This is a genomic window from Arthrobacter sp. GmRoot5-12, from assembly GCF_059739365.1.
In genome coordinates, this window is record NZ_AP046056.1 from 1 (window position 1) to 17598 (window position 17598).

Sequence of the window (17598 nt, forward strand, 5' to 3'; positions counted from 1 at the left end):
GGGAATACACCGGCCCATCCGAAAGCGCGAATATGTCGCCTGCGCTCATGGGCCACTTCACGTCTAGCTTTGTGGCGCGTCGTATTGTCTTCCTAACGTCATCCAGGTCGACCGGGTCGTCGACACAGTCTTTCTTGAGTACCTTCGGGAAGTAACCTGCTTCCTGCAATTCCTCGACGAGTTCGAAGAAGTCCTCGGCGAAGGTTTCGAAAGGCTTCTCGGTCGTCAGAGAATCGCCGGCTCCATTTCGCTCAGCCCAATATACGGGCGCTTTGTAGGCTTTTAGCCTGGATTCGTCTTTCAGGAGCTCCGCCAGCCAGACGCGAGCTAGCGTATCGCTTTGTGGCAACCACGACCTCGTAAACGCGTTGTCAGGAGGTATTGCGGCCAAAAAGGCCGAGGCCACTTCCTCGTCGTGATACGCCTCAAGTAACAAGTGGCTGACCATAGAAACCCACTCGGGGTCCCCAGAAGGCAATTCCAGAATACGTCGGGCTTCCCACTCAAACAGAGGCCGGGGCCAGAGCAGGGCGTAGGCGGGATCATTCATAAGTAAAACGATAGGGGTAAGAGGTGATATTTCCCGACCTCGAGCCGCTTACGGCCTGAACCTCTTGCCGTCCATATAAACGGCATATGTGGCGTCTGTCAGCGTCATGCTGGGGATAGTGCAGTGATCACTCGTCGCGGTTTGAAAGTCCCTAATCAGCGAGTCGGAGGGCATGCCAGTACCTTTGTCTACCTTGTTTCGGCCATTGGTGAGTATGTCCGCCGAGACTGCGACTTGCTGGGCTGGTGTCATTGCATTCAGCCACTCCTTGCACGTCGTCTTCGAGTAGCTCTTGGTCCACGTCTGTGCGTACTTGTCGACCGTCGGGCTCGGCGCCGGAGTCGTAGCGGATGGAGATACGGACGTGCCGCCACCACAGGCTGTAAGGAAAAGGACGGACAGGGCCAACGCCGCAAAGCGTTTGTTCATGATTCCCCCAAAGAATGATCTTTACCATCAGCGACTTTACCTGCCGCCTTGCCCGAGTTCGTCGTGTCCATGCAGGCGCTACTCTTGCGGAATGGATATTGATTGGGGAGCGTGCCTGATTGGCTCGCCGCTATAGGAACAATAGGCGCCGTCGTGTTGGCACTAAACCTGGGCTTGCGCATGGGAAACGCCTGGAGATCGAAGGCCCATCTAGATCGTGAGGTTCAGTTCAACGACGGTGCCGGCGTGAGGTGGCAGCGTCGGTCGTTGGGAACTCCCCGGATGCTCGAAGCAGACGACGCGGAGGCCAGTCGCGTCTGCATCACCTCATGATAAGCGAGCAAAGTCCCCTCTCGCGGCCCGGGAAGGGGTTCCTGGGTCGGAGAGGGACCTTTGCTACAGGCACCTATGGTTGCCTCCTCAGCGCAGAGAGCCCCTCCGTCGAGGCAATGGGGGGGAAGGCTCGGGAAGTGGCTCTTGCTGCGGCGCCGTGGTCTCACTTATTCCGGCGTCGTCGCGGTTGTGGGTCCGCTCGACGCTATAAACCTTAGAAATTCAACTATCGGTTTTCCATCTCGCCACGGCGGCAAGAGCGGCCTCGGCAGGCTCGCGGGCGCCGGGGGGGTGGAGGCGCTACCGGCAATTCTTCAGTATGCCAGCGATAGCGTCGTACTCTGCCTGCGTAACCCAGAGACTGTATCTCACTTTGACTGCTGTTTGCCGCTCCACGTATTCGCACCGGAAGGCTTTGTTCGGCGGAAGCCATGTGGCGGCATCCTTGTCGCCTTTCGCGCTATTTGTGGGGCCGTCGGCTGCCAGGAGGTTCAGTGGGTCGTTCGCGAGCTCTTTGCGCTGATCTGCGCTCAGCTGCTGGGCACCTTTCTGCCATGCGTCGCTGAGTGGGACGATGTGGTCAATTTGGATATCGGAGCTGGTGACCTGCCCGCGGACGAAGTTGATCGTGGTGCCCGTGTACTTGTCGGCCAGGGTGCCTGTCGCAACGACGCAGTTGTTGGTGCCGGGCTTGAACGTCTCCCCGGTAAGGTCGCGAGCGAGGATGTCATTGCGGGTGTCGCAACCATTGTGGTCAGTATCGGACCAAGCGGGTCCGAACTCATCGCGGGTGTAACCAGTCTTTGGGGCTCGGCCCTTGACCGGGATGGTCTCAAGCTGGACGAGGGCTTGTCCTGCCTCTCGGGCAGCGCCACCGCCCGAAGACTGACCAGCAGAGGTACTTGGAGCGGTTCCGATGCCCTCTATGGCATGGGCGGTAGCGTCACAGCCGGCAAGCGGGCCGACCAGCAAGAGGGCGGCAGCGACTGTCAGGGCTGGGGCAATCGAGCGAATGATTTGAACGGCCCTTCCGTATTGAGGCGAGTTGCTTCACACTAACTTCGGCCACCTTGTGCAAGCGGTAAGAGGACATGTCGTGCCCGCCACACCGGAGCAAGTGTAAGAACTGAACCAGGAAGCCCCTGGCAGGCCGAATCAATTCACCGTGGCCAGGCGGGCCTTGGAACGGGTCCCTATCAGCCGCTGCTTGGTCAGGGGTTGCTCCGTTGATTGCTTGGACTCCGCGCCACCAGGAAGGATCTCGCTCAATCTCGCAATTTCCCGGATGTGCTCTGAGGTAAAGATGATCTTTCCCTTGCCCCAGCAAGCGTGAGGGAACTTTCCGCTGGTCGCGCCGTCACGCAGCCAAGACTCAGTGCAGCGCATCAGCGCTGCTGCTTCGGCAGGCTCAAAAAATTCGATATCCACAGCGTCTCCCAGGAATAGGTGCACGTTTCCCAGTTCATGCACCCGGCAGGACTCGCCAACATGACCGAGATCCGTAGTCACCGGCGCCGACTCCCTGAAGGCTCGCTACAGCCGCTGGAAGGCTGCCACGGATCGCTCAGTGGCATCGGCACCCACCTGCAATGCCTCAGGCATCAAATGCCCGTAAACCTGCTCGGTGGTCTTCGTGGAGGCGTGCCCGAGCCGGCGGGAGATAGTGAACAGGGGGACGCCGTCTTGGATCAGCCAGGACGCGTGCGTGTGCCGCAGGTCGTGGATCCGCGGGCTTTTGGTCAGGCCGATGGCCTGGGCCGTGCGAACGGCAGGCACCCAATAGTCAGCCCAGTAGAGCTTGTGAACTATCCGGCCGCCCGCGGGCGTCGTGAACACCAGTTCCTTTCCTGGCCTGCTTGCCACCAGCGGGATCAACAGCTCCACCAGCGCAGGGTTCAGCCCGATGGTCCTCTTGCCAGCTCCGGTCTTGGTCGGGCCAACATAGAACTGGTTCTGCCCATCCCGCTTCCAAGCCTTGTTGATACGCGCGGTGGGCGGCTTCGAAAGCAAATCGACATCCGCCACGGTCAATGCGGTGGCTTCTCCGAAGCGGGTGCCGGTCATGACCAGGAAGTCCGTGAAGGCCTTGTACCGCTCCCCCATCCCCTCCATGATCAGTCTGTACTCGGCATGAGTCAGGAACATGGCCTCATCTTCAGCCTTCTCAATGTTCGGCAGCTGCACCCCACGACAGGGATTGCGGCTAATGTAGCCGAGCATCTCGGCGGTGTTCATCGCAGCCGAAATCAGGCCGTGAATGTTGTGGATCGTCTTGGGTGCCTTGCTCTTCGCCATCATCGACTTCACCCAGTGCGCGATGACGCGGTAGTCGAGTTTGTCCACGGGAACGTGACCTATGACTGGCCGGATGTGGAGGTCCAGCATGGTCTGGTATGTCTTGACCGTTCCGCTCGATGGGCGGACCAGCAGGTCGATATGTTCCTGGATGACTTCCGCCACAGTGGGTGGACGTTTCTCATTGCTCAGGATGGCGTGCTGAGCAATTTCAAAGGACTGTCCATTGGCGTCCAACAGGCGCTTAAGGGTTTCCGCCTCGGTAAGGGTGGCTACTGTAAGGCCTTGGGCGGTCTTGGTCTTCTTGTCCCGCCAGCGAACCATGTAGGACTTTGAACCGTCCTTTTTGGTGCGAGTACTGATGCTGGCCACACACAAAACGGTACGCTCGTGTACACACTTTGGCGGATTTTGTACACGCACATTCTTTGAACAGGCCCTTGACCTGCGAAAACACTGTGCCCGAGGTGGGACTCGAACCCACACACCTTTCGATACCGCATTTTGAGTGCGGCGCGTCTGCCAATTCCGCCACTCGGGCGCGGATTACGCGGAGCCACAGTACGCTCACAGCTGACTGTGAGCAACGCGATCGCTTCACGTACGCGGAATTACTCTACATGCAGATAGGCTGAATTCCAGAATCGCGCCGCCGTCGCCGCAAACGAACCCTGCAAACCAAGTACAGCAGCGGTGGCACCTAAGATAGTGATGTCCCGCCGTACCTTTTCAAGGAGATCCCGTGACTGAACAGACGGAGTCCAAGCCCACGTCCCAGCCGGCGCGCCGCGTCATTGTGGCAGAGGATGAAACCCTCATCCGCCTCGACATCATCGAGATCCTGCGCGGCGAAGGTTACGACGTCGTGGGTGAGGCGGACAATGGCGAGAAGGCCGTCCAGCTCGCCGAGGAACTCAAGCCGGACCTGGTCCTCATGGACGTCAAAATGCCCGTCATGGACGGCATTTCTGCGGCCGAAAAGATCGTCAAGGCCCGCATCGCCCCCGTGGTGCTGCTGACCGCCTTCAGCCAGAAGGAACTGGTGGAACGTGCCCGCGACGCCGGCGCCATGGCCTACGTCGTCAAGCCCTTCACCCCCGCGGACCTCATCCCGGCGCTGGAGATCGCACTCTCCCGGCACGAGGAAATCAAGGCCCTCGAGAGCGAGGTGTCCGACCTGCAGGAGCAGTTCGCCACCCGCAAGCTCGTGGAACGCGCCAAGAGCCTGCTGACCACCAAGATGGGCCTGACCGAACCCGAAGCCTTCCGCTGGATCCAGAAGACCTCGATGGACCGCCGCCTCAGCATGCGCGAGGTTGCAGAGACCATCATCAACCAGGTCAACTAACGCGCCGGCCGGCCCCGAAGAGCTTCCGACGGCGGCCCGGCCCTACGCGTAAAGTACCCTAACGCGCACAGCACCAAAGCAAAGGACCCCTGCCAACCGGCAGGGGTCCTTCGCTGTGTCTGAAGACCAGGCTAGGCCTTCTTCTTCTTTTCCGGCCACGGGCCGAGCTTTTCCTTGTTGCTGGCGACTTCTCCGGCGCGCGTGGAGTCGGCGAGGTCGCCCACCTTGTGCACCTTCAGCGAGTTGGTGGAACCCGCCTTTCCGGGAGGCGAACCGGCGGCGATGACCACCAGGTCACCGTCTTCCACAAGTCCCATTTCCTCAAGGCTGCGGTCCACCTGGGCCGTCATGGCGTCGGTGTGGTCAACCATCTGGACAAGCACAGGCTGGATGCCCCAGGTCAGCGCCATCTGGTTCCAGACCTGCTCCACCGGGGTGAACGCGAAGACCGGCTTGATGGGCCGCAGGCGGGAGAGCCGGCGGGCCGAGTCACCGGACTGGGTGAACGCACAGATGTACTTGGCGTCCAGCTGGTCGGCGATTTCGACGGCGGCACGGGTGATGGCGCCACCACGGGTCCTGGGCTTGGTCCCCAGCGGGGGGACGCGCTCCAGGCCGTGGACCTCGGTGGATTCGATGATCCGGGCCATGGTCTTGACCGTCTCGATCGGGTACTTGCCCACGCTGGTCTCACCGGACAGCATGACAGCGTCAGCACCGTCCAGGACGGCGTTGGCGCAGTCGGAAGCCTCTGCACGGGTGGGGCGCGGGTTGTCGATCATGGACTCAAGGACCTGGGTGGCCACGATGACCGGCTTGGCCCAGCGGCGTGCCAGTTCAATGGCGCGCTTCTGCACGATCGGCACTTCCTCCAGCGGAAGCTCCACGCCCAGGTCGCCACGGGCCACCATGATGGCGTCGAAGGCGTCGATGATCTCGGGCAGCTGCTCAACGGCCTGCGGCTTTTCGATCTTGGCGATGACCGGTACGCGGCGGCCTTCCTCGTCCATGATCTCGTGGACGCGGGCGATGTCCGTAGCGTCACGCACGAACGACAGCGCCACCAGGTCAACGCCGCGGCGCAGCGCCCAGCGGAGATCGTCCTCGTCCTTTTCGCTCAGCGCGGGCACGTTCACGGCCACGCCGGGAAGGTTGATGCCCTTGTTGTTGGACACCATGCCGCCAACGGTCACCTCGGTGACCACCTTGACGTCGTCCACCGCCGTGGCACGCAGGGCCACCTTGCCGTCGTCGATCAGCAGGGCATCGCCCACCTTGACGTCCTCGGTGAGGCTCTTCAGCGTGGTGGAGCAGATCTCCCGGGTACCGGGAACGTCTTCGGTGGTGATGGTGAAGACGTCACCCACGGCCAGGGCGTGCGGACCGTCGACGAAACGGCCCAGGCGGATCTTGGGGCCCTGCAGGTCGGCCATGATGGCCACGGCCTTGCCAAGGTCGGATGCTGCCTTGCGGACGTTCTCGTAGGTGTTGTCATGCACGGAGTAGTCGCCGTGGCTCATGTTCATGCGGGCGACGTCAACGCCGGCTTCCAGCACCGCGAGGGTGTTTTCGTAGCTGGCAATTGCCGGGCCAAACGTAGCCACAATTTTTGCGCGTCTCATATACCTACCCTATTGGTCTCTTGCATTGGTTAAGTTGTCTGCGAGGTGAACCCTCGATGCATCCTGCGGGACTGCGGCCAGAGGACGGCGGCTAGAGGACGGCGATGGCCCGGTCCGTCGGTGCTACGGGAGCGGGAAGGATCGTGCTTCCCATCAGGTACTTGTCAACGGCGGCAGCGGCGGCACGTCCCTCGGCGATGGCCCACACGATCAGGGACTGCCCGCGGCCGGCGTCACCGGCAACAAACACGCCCTCGGTGTTGGTCATGTAGTAGCCGTCGCGGGCCACGTTGCCGCGGCCGTCGAATTCGGCGTGCACCTGTTCGGTGATGCCGGCAGGCTCGGCACCAGTGAAGCCGAGGGACAGGAACACCAGGTCCGCCGGGATGATCCGCTCGGTGCCGGCCTTCGGGAGGCGCTTGCCGTCAACGAACTCGGTCTCCGCCACCTTCACCCCGGTCAGCTTGCCGTTCTCGCCAACGAACTCGACCGTGGACGCGAGGTAGGTGCGTTCGCCGCCTTCCTCGTGCGCGCTGGCCACCTCGAACAGGGTGGGGAACGTCGGCCACGGCTGGTGGCTGGCACGCTCCGACGGCGGCTGCTTGCCAATCGCCAGGGTGGTCACCGAGGCGGCGCCGTGCCGGTGCGCGGTCCCCAGGCAGTCAGCACCGGTGTCGCCGCCACCCAGGATCACCACATGCTTGCCGTGGGCGTTGATCTGGTTCTCGATGGTATCCCCGGCGACTGCACGGTTGGCCGGCACCAGGTAGTCCATGGCGAAGTGGATGCCGTCCAGGTCGCGGCCCGGGATGGGCAGGTCACGCGGAACGGTGGCGCCGGTGCAGACCACGACGGCGTCGTAGCGCCTGCGCAGCTGCTCCCAGGTGACGTCGGTCCCCACGGAGACGCCGGTACGGAAGCGGGTGCCCTCGGCCTTCATCTGCTCGACGCGGCGGTCCACCTGCTCCTTTTCCATCTTGAAGTCGGGGATGCCGTAGCGGAGCAGGCCGCCGATCTTGTCGTCCCGCTCATAGACGGCAACGGTGTGGCCCACGCGGGTGAGCTGCTGGGCGACGGCGAGTCCTGCCGGGCCGGAGCCAACCACCGCAACGGTCTTGCCTGTCAGGCGTGCGGGCGGCAGCGGGTTGACCCAGCCGTTGTCCCAGGCCTCGTCGATGATCGAGACTTCCACCTGCTTGATGGTGACCGCGGGCTGGTTGATTCCCAGCACGCAGGACGCCTCGCACGGCGCCGGGCAGAGCCGTCCGGTGAACTCGGGGAAGTTGTTCGTGGCGTGCAGGCGCTCGATCGCTTCCTCACCCTTGTCCCGCCACATGAGGTCGTTCCACTCGGGAATGAGGTTGCCCAGCGGGCAGCCCTGGTGGCAGAACGGGACGCCGCAGTCCATGCAGCGTCCGGCCTGGGCCTTCAGCGTGCCTTTTTCCTGCGCCTCATAGACCTCTTTCCAGTCCATGATGCGGACGGGAACAGGACGGCGTGGCTGGGTTTCACGCTGGCGTACTTTCAGAAATCCGCGTGGATCAGCCACCGGTCACCTCCAGGATTCGAGACCATACTTCTTCGCCGTCGGGGTCAAGGCCCTCTTCGATGGCGTCGAGACGGGTTTGCAGAACAGCCGCGTAGTCGCGCGGCAGCACCTTGGTAATGCGGGCAGCGGTGTCATCGAAGTTCTCGAGGAGACGCGCCGCCAGCTGGGAGTCAGTTTCTTCCACATGCTTGACCAGCAGGCCGTGGACGATGTCGCGGTCTTCGGCGTCCAGCTCGCGGAGTTGGAGTTCGCCGGACTGCAGGGCGTCCTTGTTGACCTTGGCAGTGTCCAGGTCCAGGACGTAGGCGGTTCCGCCGGACATGCCGGCACCGAAGTTGCGGCCGGTGCGCCCGATGATCAGCGTCTGGCCGCCGGTCATGTACTCGCAGCCATGGTCGCCAATGCCTTCGACGACGGCGGTGGCACCGGAGTTGCGGACCAGGAAGCGTTCGCCCACCTGGCCGCGCAGGAACATTTCGCCGCTGGTGGCGCCGTAGCCGATGACGTTGCCGGCGATGACGTTGGTCTCCGCCTTGAACACGTTGGTACGGTCCGGGCGGACGACGATCCGGCCGCCGGAGAGGCCCTTGCCCACGTAGTCGTTCGAGTCGCCGTAGAGCCGCAGGGTGATGCCGGCAGGCAGGAAGGCACCCAACGACTGGCCGGCGGTGCCGTTCAGCGTGATGTCGATCGTGTCCGTGGCCAGCACATCCGTGCCGAAGGTCTTGGTGACCACGTGGCCCAGCATGGTGCCCACCGAACGGTCGGTGTTGATGACGTCAACGGTGATCTTCACCGGGCTGCGGTCCGTCAGCGCTTCCGTGGCCATGGTGATCAGCCGCTGGTCGAAGTGCTTGTCCAGCTCATGGTTCTGGCCGGTCATGTTGCGCAGCGGCGCGTCGTCGTCGAACTCCAGGCCGTGCAGAATCGGGTCCAGGTCCAGGCCGTCGGCCTTCCAGTGGTCGATCGCCTCGCGGGCGTCCAGGACCTCTGCGTGGCCAATGGCCTCCTCGAGGCTGCGGAAGCCAAGCTCCGCCAGGATCTCGCGGACTTCCTCGGCAAGGAACTCGAAGAAGTTGACCACGAACTCCGGCTTGCCGCTGAAGCGGGCGCGCAGCTCGGGATTCTGCGTGGCCACACCCACGGGGCAGGTGTCCAGGTGGCAGACGCGCATCATGATGCAGCCTTCCACCACCAGCGGAGCGGTGGCGAAGCCGAACTCCTCGCCGCCCAGCAGCGCCGCGATCACAACGTCGCGGCCGGTCTTGAGCTGGCCATCCACCTGCACCACCACGCGGTCGCGCAGTCCGTTGAGCATCAGCGTCTGCTGGGTTTCGGCCAGGCCGAGCTCCCACGGGACACCGGCGTGCTTGAGCGAGTTCAGCGGTGAGGCGCCAGTACCGCCGTCGTGCCCGGAAACGAGTACGACGTCGGCCTTGGCCTTGGTCACGCCGGACGCCACGGTGCCGATCCCGACTTCCGAGACCAGCTTCACGTGGACCCTCGCCGAGGGGTTGGCGCGCTTGGCATCGTAGATGAGCTGCGCAAGGTCCTCGATCGAGTAGATGTCGTGGTGCGGAGGCGGGGAGATCAGCCCCACGCCGGGGGTTGAGTGCCGCGTCCGGGCCACCCAGGGGTAGACCTTCTGCGCCATCAGCTGGCCGCCTTCGCCGGGCTTGGCACCCTGGGCCATCTTGATCTGGATGTCGTCCGCGTTGGTCAGGTAGAGGCTGGTCACGCCGAAACGGCCGGACGCGATCTGCTTGACCGCAGAGCGGCGCTTGGGATCGAGCAGGCGATCCACGTCCTCGCCGCCTTCACCGGTGTTGGACTTGCCGCCCAGTTGGTTCATGGCGATGGCCAGCGTCTCGTGGGCCTCCTGCGAGATGGAGCCATAGCTCATCGCTCCCGTGGAGAACCGCTTGACGATGCTGGAGACGGGCTCCACTTCCTCAAGGGGCACGGACGGGCGGTCGTTCTTGAACTTGAGCAGGCCGCGGAGGGTCATCAGGTTGGTGGACTGGTCGTCCACGCCCTTGGTGTAGGCCTTGAAGATGTCGTAGCGGCGCTCACGCGTGGCGTGCTGCAGCCGGAACACGGTCTCCGGGTTGAACAGGTGCGGTTCGCCGTCACGGCGCCACTGGTACTCGCCGCCGCCCAGCAGGGGGCGGTGCGGCTGCTCGATGCCGCCCTCGGGGTAGGCCATCTGGTGGCGTGCGGACACTTCGGCCGCGATCACGTCCAGGCCCACGCCGCCCAGCTGGGAGTGCGTGCCGGCAAAGAACTCGTCCACCAGGTCCTGGCCCAGGCCAAGGGCTTCGAAGGTCTGGGCGCCGGTGTAGGACGCCACGGTGGAGATGCCCATCTTGGACATGATCTTCAGGACGCCCTTGCCCAGGCCCTTGATCAGGTTGTAGACGCCGTCCTGCGGGGTCACACCGGTGACGTCGCCGGCAGCGATCAGCTGCTCCACGGATTCCATCGCCAGGTACGGGTTGACGGCGGACGCGCCGTAACCAATGAGCACGGCCACGTGGTGCGTCTCGCGGACATCGCCGGCCTCGACCACCAGGGCAGTCTTGGTGCGGTTGGCGCTGCGCAGCAGGTGATGGTGCACGGCGCTGACCAGCAGCAGCGACGGGATGGGTGCCCACTGGGCGTTGGAGTCACGGTCGGACAGCACGATGTACTGCACGCCGCGGTTGATGGCACCGGAGACCTGCTCGCAGATCTCGGTGAGCCGGGCGCGGAGCGCGTTCTCGCCGCCTTCGGGCCGGTACAGGCCGCGGACCTTCATGGCCACGCGATTGCCGTCCGCGTCCTCGATGTTGGCGATCTTGGCGAGCTGGTCGTTGTTGATCACCGGGAAGGGCAGCTGGACCTGGGGCTGGCGGACCTGCTTGGTGTCCAGCAGGTTGCCGTTGGGTCCGATGGCGCAGGTCAGGGACGTGACCAGTTCCTCGCGGATGGCGTCCAGCGGCGGGTTGGTGACCTGCGCGAAGGACTGCACGAAGTAGTCGAAGAGCAGGCGGGGGCGCTTGGACAGCACGGCCACGGGGGTGTCGGAACCCATGGCGCCCAGCGGCTCGGCGCCGGTACGGGCCATCGGGCCGAGCAGGATCTTCAGTTCCTCGGTGGTGTAGCCGAAGGTGCGCTGGCGGATGTTCACGGACGCGGCAGTGTGCACCACGTGCTCACGCTCGGGCAGGTCGTTGAGGTCGATCAGGTTGTCCTTGACCCACTCCGCCCACGGGTTGGCCGCGGCAACTTCGGCTTTGACCTCTTCGTCATCGATGATGCGGCCGGCCTCGGTGTCCACCAGGAACATCTTGCCCGGGGACACGCGGCCCTTCTTGACCACCTTGGAGGGTTCGACGTCGATCACGCCCACCTCGGAGGCGAAGACGATCAGGCCGTCTTCGGTGATCCAGAAGCGTCCGGGGCGCAGGCCGTTGCGGTCAAGGGTTGCGCCCACCAGGTTGCCGTCGGTAAAGGACACGGCTGCCGGGCCATCCCACGGTTCCATCAGCAGGGAGTGGTACTCGTAGAAGGCGCGACGGGCCGGATCCATGGTGGCGTGGTTTTCCCAGGCCTCGGGGATCATCATCATGATCGAGTGCGTGATGGGCCGGCCGGACAGCCACAGCAGCTCCGCTACCTCGTCGAACGAGGCGGAGTCGGAGGCGCCGGGGGTGCAGATGGGGTACAGCTCTTCTGGCGAGTCGCCCAGCAGCGGGTTGGCGAGCTGGGACTGGCGGGCGCGCATCCAGTTCCGGTTGCCCTTGACGGTGTTGATCTCACCGTTGTGGGCAATGGTCCGGAACGGCTGGGCGAGCGGCCAGGACGGGAAGGTGTTCGTGGAGAAGCGTGAGTGCACGATCGCCAGCTTGGTCTTGAACCGCTTGTCCGAAAGGTCCGGGTAGAACGGCTCCAGCTGGGCGGTGGTGAGCATGCCCTTATAGACGATGGTGCGCGAGGACAGCGAGGGGAAGTACACACCGAACTTGTTCTGGGCACGCTTGCGGATGCGCCAGGCGCGCGAGTCGAGCTCGTTGCGGTCCAGCTCCTCGCCGTTGGCGGATGCCAGGAAGGGCTGGGAGAAGTAGGGCATGCAGGCGCGGGCCATGGCGCCCACGAGGTCGGCGACCACCGGCACTTCACGCCAGCCGAGGACCTTCAGGCCCTCATCGGCGGCCAGGCCCTCGATACCTGCCTTGGCGGCGTCGGCCTCGCGCTGCTCGGCAGGCAGGAACGCGGTACCGGCGACGTACTGGCCCGGTGCGGGCAGCTCGAACTCGGTGACCGCACGGAAGAACTCGTCGGGGATCTGCATGAGCAGGCCCGCGCCGTCGCCCGTGCCCTCGTCAGCACCCACGGCACCGCGGTGCTCCAGGTTGCGCAGGGCGGTCAGGGCGGCGTCGACAATGTCATACCCGGGTTCGCCGCGCAGGGTCGCGATGATCGCTAGTCCGCAGGCGTCCTTCTCCTGTTCCGGGTTGTAGAGCCCGGCGGCCTCCGGCATGGCTGCGAAGCGCTTGAACGGCGACATTGCAGTCTCAGGCTGGTCCGGTTCGGACCAGCTGGGAGTGTGAAGAGTTTGGGTCATGGGAGACGTCCTTCCTCCTGATCGTGCGTATGGAAGGGACACCGTTGGCCCCACTCGTCGGCGCCGCTGCGGTGGGCACAACAAAGTGTTGATTACTGGAAATTGTAGGTCAGCGCAGCCTGCTGAACTAACGGTTACGCAGGCCCCTGCCCGAGGCATCATCAGCCAGCAAATCCATGCTGGGCGGACGGTGCCCCATGCCACGACATTGTGGTTTTCGGGCGCTTCGAGCGGTGGCTCTGCTGCCCTGCCTGGCCGGCGCCCTACTTGCCGGTGCCGGCCTCCGGTGCGGGTCCTGTGGCTGTGCTGCCGGAGTGTCCGGCAGCCGTTGCATCCGTTCCGGGCTTTGAGCCCGCCGGTGCCGCCGCGGCTTCTTCCGTGGGGTCGGAAGCATGCCTGGAACCGCTGTGGTTATCAGGGAGATTACCACGCGAATCACTATCTGAGACAACATCGTCCGGATCACGGACTTCATGACTGGCCACGGAATCGGTTCCCGGTTCCACGGTTTTCTCCGCTCCGTGCCCCGGAAGGTACACGGTGTCCGGGTCCGTCCGGCTTTTGAGGCCCAACAGGATGAAGGCGACCAGGGCCGCCAGGAACACGAAGATGCTGGTCCACACGTTGAGCCTGGTGGTGATGCCGAAGATGGTGATCTGTTCGGCGTCGTCGATGCGCATTGCCTCGATCCAGACCCGGCCCAGGGTGTAGTACATGGCGTACAGCCAGAAAAGCCGGCTCCGGCGGAAGTTGAAGCGCCGGTCCAGGGCCAGCAGGATAAGGACGCCGGCCAGGTTCCACAGGGACTCGTAGAGGAACGTGGGGTGGAAGAGGGTGTCCGCGGGCATGCCGGCGGGGAAGTTGGGGTTGTCGGCGTCCACCTGCAGGCCCCACGGCAGCGTGGTGGGACCGCCGAAAAGTTCCTGGTTGAAGTAGTTGCCCCACCGGCCTATGGCCTGGGCCAGGAGCAGGCCCGGGGCCGCTGCGTCGGCGAATGCGCTCAGCTTCACTCCGCTGCGGCGGCAGCCGATCCAGGCGCCAAGGGCCCCAAGGACCACGGCGCCCCAGATTCCCAGCCCGCCGCGCTGGATCTGCGGGATCAGCGAGAGGTCTCCGGTGCCGTCGAACCCCGGGCCGAAGTAAGCGTCAGGTGATGACACCACGTGGTAGAGCCGGCCTCCGATGATGCCGAAGGGGATGGCCCAGATGACGATGTCCCAGACGCTGCCTTCAGGGGCGCCGCGCCTGGCCCAGCGGACGGATGTGAGCCAGAGCCCCGCGACGATCCCCGCGAGGATGCACAGCGCGTAGGCGTGGATCCGGAGGCTGCCCCAAGGCAGGGGAATGTCGAAGCCGGACCAGTCCGGGCTGGGGATGCTGGCCGGCACCATCGTGGGTACCAGCGCGGCTGCCTGAAGGAGTGGCTGCATGTCCTAGGCCCCGGCTTCCTGCGCCAGGCCCGGTTCAGGCGCCAGGCCGGTGCTCAGGTCCTTGGTGAGGGCGGCGACGGCATCCACTCCCCCGTCGCGGAGGGCCGCCACCAGGGCGGTGCCCACGATGACGCCTTCGGCGTAGGCGGCGATTTCGCGGACCTGGTCCGCGGTGGAGACGCCCAGCCCGACGCAGACGCGCTCGGCGCCGGCGCCGTGCGCCGCCGCCACAACGTCCTTGGCTGCAGTGCTGACGGAGGTGCGGGCACCGGTGACGCCCATGATGGAGACGGCGTACACGAATCCACGGCTGGCATCCACGGTCCGCTGCATGCGCTCCGCGGTGGAGGACGGCGCCACGAGGAACACACGGTCCAGGCTGTACTTGTCCGAGGCTTCCATCCACTCGGCGGCCTCGTCCGGAATCAGGTCCGGGGTGATCAGCCCGGCTCCCCCGGCTTCGGCCAGCCGGCGCGAGAACTCATCCACGCCCATCCGGACCACCGGGTTCCAGTACGTCATGACCAGGACGGCGGCGTCGGTCCTGCTGGTGATGCCGGCCACGACGTCGAACACCTGGCTGACGTGGAAGCCCTTGGCCAGTGCCTCGGTGGTGGCGGCTTGGATGACCTGGCCGTCCATGACGGGGTCCGAGTAGGGAATGCCGATCTCGATCAGGTCCGCGCCGTTTTCCGCCAGGGCAATGCCTGCGGCGATGGTGTCCTCCACACTGGGGTAGCCGGCGGGGAGGTAGCCGATGAGGGCGGAGCGTCCCTGGGAGCGCGCCCTGTCGATGGCTGCTGCCGACTTGCTGGTCATCTCTGCCCGGTTGGCCATTTCTGCACTGCTCACAGCTGCTCCCCCTCTTTGCCGATCTCGGATTCGGCGGAATTCTTGTCCAACAGGTCAAACCATTCGGCGGCGGTGGCCACGTCCTTGTCTCCGCGTCCGGACAGGTTGACGATGACGATCTTTTCGGCCGCGGCCGCCGGGTCTTCGGCAGCAAGCCGCTGTCCCACCTTGATGGCTCCGGCCAGCGCATGCGAGGACTCGATGGCGGGGATGATGCCCTCGGTGCGGCACAGGAGGCGGAAGGCCTCCATGGCTTCGCTGTCCGTGATGGGCTCGTAGCTGACCCGTCCGATGTCGGCCAGGTAGGAGTGCTCGGGTCCCACGCCGGGGTAGTCCAGGCCGGCGGAGATGGAGTGCGACTCGATCGTCTGGCCGTCGTCGTCCTGCATCAGGTAGGAGCGTGCACCGTGCAGCACGCCGGGCTTGCCCAGGGTGATGGTGGCGGCGTGCCGGCCGGTTTCGACGCCGTCGCCGCCGGCCTCGAAGCCGTAGATCTTCACGGAGGGATCATCCAGGAACCCGTGGAAGATGCCGATGGCGTTCGAGCCGCCGCCGATGCAGGCGCAGACGGCGTCCGGGAGGCGGCCCTCCTGCTCCAGGATCTGGGCGCGGGCTTCCTCGCCGATGACCTCGTGGAAGTAACGGACCATGGCCGGGAACGGGTGGGCTCCGGCAGCGGTGCCCAACAGGTAGTGGGTGTTGCCAACGTTGGCCACCCAGTCCCGGAGGGCCTCGTTGATGGCGTCCTTGAGGGTCTGGGATCCGCTGGTGACGGGAATCACCTTGGCGCCCAGGAGTTCCATGCGGGCGACGTTAAGCGCCTGGCGGCGGCAGTCCTCGGCGCCCATGTACACCACGCACTCCAGGCCCATCAGGGCGGCAGCGGTAGCGCTTGCCACGCCGTGCTGGCCTGCGCCGGTCTCGGCGATGACGCGCGTCTTGCCCATGCGCTTGGCGAGCAGCGCCTGGCCAAGGACGTTGTTGATCTTGTGCGAACCCGTGTGGTTGAGGTCTTCGCGCTTGAGGAAGATGCGCACTCCCCCGGCGTGCTGGGAGAACCGCTTGGCTTCGGTCAGGAGGGACGGCCGGCCGGAGTAGTTCTTGTTCAGGTCAGCGATCTGCGCACGGAAGTCGGGATCGTCCTTGGCCTTGTTGAAGGTCTCTTCAAGTTCGTCCAGGGCGGCGATGAGGGACTCGGGCATCCATCGCCCGCCGTAGTTTCCGAAGTACGGCCCCGGGGCGTGGCGGAGGGATCCGCCCTGCAGGAATGCTTCCGCGGTGTTGTTGTCAGCGTTTCCTGAGGGTGCGTCAGCCATCAGTCCTGTCCTGTTCGGTGGTGGTTGGTCAAAAAGTTGCTGTTCCGGCGGTGGCGGCCGGACTGGTGTGCTGTCCTGCGGGCCGGCGTGCCACGGGCCCGCAGGACGACGGTTTGGTGCGTTTCGTCAGCCGCGGGCGGCGATGGCGGCGGCACCTGCGGCAGTGAACTCTGCGATGCGTTCCCGGGGCGTGGCGTGGCTTACCAGTGCCTCGCCCACGAGTATGGCGTTGGCGCCGCTGCCGGCGTAGTGCGTGACGTCGGCGGCGTCGCGGACGCCGGATTCGGCAACCACCACGGCCTCGGTCGGAATCAGCCCCGCCAGTGCGGCAAAGACGGAACGGTCGACGTCGAGCGTTTTGAGGTTGCGCACGTTGACGCCGATGATCCGCGCGTTGGCGGCCACGGCCCGCTCGATTTCCTCTTCCGTGTGGGTCTCCACGAGCACGTTCATGCCCAGGTCCCGGCTGAGGCCGCTGAATTCGGCCAGCTGGGCGTCCGAGAGGGCAGCCACGATGAGCAGGATGAGGTCGGCGCCGTGGGCACGGGCCTCCCAGATCTGGTACTCGTCGAGCGTGAAGTCCTTCCGCAGCAGCGGGATGTCGACGGCGGCGCGCACGGCGTCGAGGTCGGCCAGGGACCCGTTGAAGCGGCGCTGTTCGGTGAGGACGCTGATGACGGAGGCACCGCCGTCGGCGTACTGCCGGGCGAGCGACGCCGGATCCCCGATGCTGGCGAGATCGCCCTTGGAGGGGCTGCGGCGTTTGATTTCGGCAATGACTTTCAGCTGTTCCCGGGTTGGGGAGGTGCCGCCGAGGGCTGCCCACGCGTCACGGGCAGGTGCCGCGGCCTGGGCCAGGTCCTTCAGCTCAGCCAGGGAAACGAGCCGTTTCCTGGCCTCCATATCCTCCCTGACACCGGCGTTGATGTCGTCGAGAACAGTCGCCATCAGTGGCCGGAGTTCTTCAGCTTGCTGCCTTCGACGCCGTAGCCTGCCTTGCGCATGACGTATCCGAGGATCAGTCCGACGACCATGACAACGGCGCCGCCGATGAAGATGGGGGTGCTGGCGATGACGAAGGCGATGGCTGCGATGAGCGCGCCGACGAGCATGACGATGACGCAGGTCCACGCGGCCGGGCTGTTGCCGTGGCCCAGTTCCTGGCTGTGGTCGATGGCGCCGGGGGCAACGGTGCGGGTGCCTGACTTGGAAACGGACGCAGGTGCTTTGCTCATGGAAATCTCCTCAGGATGGATACTGCTTACATT

The 17598-nt window shown here is 64.8% G+C and carries 12 protein-coding genes, 1 tRNA gene and 1 pseudogene; 1 reads left to right on the plus strand and 13 read right to left on the minus strand.

Going from position 1 to position 17598, the window contains the following annotated elements; all coding sequences use genetic code 11:
• The 5 genes and pseudogenes from AC6JAM_RS00005 to AC6JAM_RS00025 form a co-directional block, all read right to left on the minus strand.
• Positions 1-550 (minus strand): annotated as a pseudogene (locus AC6JAM_RS00005) (hypothetical protein); the annotation flags it as partial.
• A 1062-nt stretch (positions 551-1612) separates the two neighbouring features.
• Positions 1613-2284 (minus strand): HNH endonuclease family protein, encoded by a 672-nt coding sequence (locus tag AC6JAM_RS00010; RefSeq protein WP_497933728.1) that lies wholly within the window; start codon positions 2282-2284, stop codon positions 1613-1615.
• A gap of 183 nt (positions 2285-2467) precedes the next feature.
• Positions 2468-2821: a hypothetical protein gene (locus AC6JAM_RS00015; protein ID WP_497933729.1), complete on the minus strand. Its 354-nt coding sequence runs from the start codon at positions 2819-2821 to the stop codon at positions 2468-2470.
• A 24-nt stretch (positions 2822-2845) separates the two neighbouring features.
• Positions 2846-3979, minus strand: coding sequence for a tyrosine-type recombinase/integrase (locus AC6JAM_RS00020; protein WP_497933730.1), 1134 nt, complete (start codon positions 3977-3979; stop codon positions 2846-2848).
• Between the two features lie 87 nt (positions 3980-4066).
• Positions 4067-4148, minus strand: a tRNA-Leu gene (locus AC6JAM_RS00025).
• 201 nt (positions 4149-4349) lie between these two features.
• Between AC6JAM_RS00025 and AC6JAM_RS00030 the strand changes: the two genes are divergently transcribed.
• The gene (locus tag AC6JAM_RS00030) at positions 4350-4955 is read left to right on the plus strand and encodes an ANTAR domain-containing response regulator (RefSeq protein ID WP_009358190.1); all 606 of its coding nucleotides are present in this window, start codon (positions 4350-4352) and stop codon (positions 4953-4955) included.
• A 131-nt stretch (positions 4956-5086) separates the two neighbouring features.
• Here the strand turns inward: AC6JAM_RS00030 and pyk are convergent, their stop codons facing one another.
• The 8 genes from pyk to AC6JAM_RS00070 form a co-directional block, all read right to left on the minus strand.
• Complete coding sequence (gene pyk, locus AC6JAM_RS00035; protein ID WP_497933731.1) at positions 5087-6577, minus strand: pyruvate kinase; 1491 nt, start codon at positions 6575-6577, stop codon at positions 5087-5089.
• Between the two features lie 91 nt (positions 6578-6668).
• Positions 6669-8126 carry a glutamate synthase subunit beta gene (locus tag AC6JAM_RS00040; protein WP_497933732.1) on the minus strand — a complete coding sequence of 486 codons (1458 nt, stop codon included), beginning with the start codon at positions 8124-8126 and terminating at the stop codon, positions 6669-6671.
• Positions 8119-12732, minus strand: coding sequence for a glutamate synthase large subunit (gltB, locus tag AC6JAM_RS00045; RefSeq protein WP_056393676.1), 4614 nt, complete (start codon positions 12730-12732; stop codon positions 8119-8121). The genes AC6JAM_RS00040 and gltB overlap by 8 nt, the downstream gene beginning before the upstream one ends.
• Before the next feature lie 263 nt (positions 12733-12995).
• Positions 12996-14162 carry a prolipoprotein diacylglyceryl transferase gene (gene lgt / locus AC6JAM_RS00050; protein WP_056393675.1) on the minus strand — a complete coding sequence of 389 codons (1167 nt, stop codon included), beginning with the start codon at positions 14160-14162 and terminating at the stop codon, positions 12996-12998.
• A gap of 3 nt (positions 14163-14165) precedes the next feature.
• Complete coding sequence (gene trpA, locus AC6JAM_RS00055; protein ID WP_018770787.1) at positions 14166-14999, minus strand: tryptophan synthase subunit alpha; 834 nt, start codon at positions 14997-14999, stop codon at positions 14166-14168.
• Positions 15000-15010: 11 nt separating this feature from the next.
• Positions 15011-16330, minus strand: coding sequence for a tryptophan synthase subunit beta (trpB, locus tag AC6JAM_RS00060; RefSeq protein ID WP_134164343.1), 1320 nt, complete (start codon positions 16328-16330; stop codon positions 15011-15013).
• Positions 16331-16456: 126 nt separating this feature from the next.
• Positions 16457-17278 (minus strand): indole-3-glycerol phosphate synthase TrpC, encoded by an 822-nt coding sequence (gene trpC / locus AC6JAM_RS00065; protein ID WP_497933733.1) that lies wholly within the window; start codon positions 17276-17278, stop codon positions 16457-16459.
• Positions 17278-17565 carry an HGxxPAAW family protein gene (locus AC6JAM_RS00070; protein ID WP_018770784.1) on the minus strand — a complete coding sequence of 96 codons (288 nt, stop codon included), beginning with the start codon at positions 17563-17565 and terminating at the stop codon, positions 17278-17280. The genes trpC and AC6JAM_RS00070 overlap by 1 nt, the downstream gene beginning before the upstream one ends.
• Positions 17566-17598 lie beyond the last annotated feature (33 nt).

What these genes read in the sequence shown, in the direction of transcription:
- pyk (WP_497933731.1), bottom strand. Translation starts at nt 6,577, where the DNA reads ATGAGACGCGCAAAAATTGTGGCTACGTTTGGCCCGGCAATTGCCAGC.
- gltB (WP_056393676.1), bottom strand. Translation starts at nt 12,732, where the DNA reads ATGACCCAAACTCTTCACACTCCCAGCTGGTCCGAACCGGACCAGCCT.
- lgt (WP_056393675.1), bottom strand. Translation starts at nt 14,162, where the DNA reads ATGCAGCCACTCCTTCAGGCAGCCGCGCTGGTACCCACGATGGTGCCG.
- trpA (WP_018770787.1), bottom strand. Translation starts at nt 14,999, where the DNA reads ATGGCCAACCGGGCAGAGATGACCAGCAAGTCGGCAGCAGCCATCGAC.
- trpB (WP_134164343.1), bottom strand. Translation starts at nt 16,330, where the DNA reads ATGGCTGACGCACCCTCAGGAAACGCTGACAACAACACCGCGGAAGCA.
- trpC (WP_497933733.1), bottom strand. Translation starts at nt 17,278, where the DNA reads ATGGCGACTGTTCTCGACGACATCAACGCCGGTGTCAGGGAGGATATG.
- AC6JAM_RS00070 (WP_018770784.1), bottom strand. Translation starts at nt 17,565, where the DNA reads ATGAGCAAAGCACCTGCGTCCGTTTCCAAGTCAGGCACCCGCACCGTT.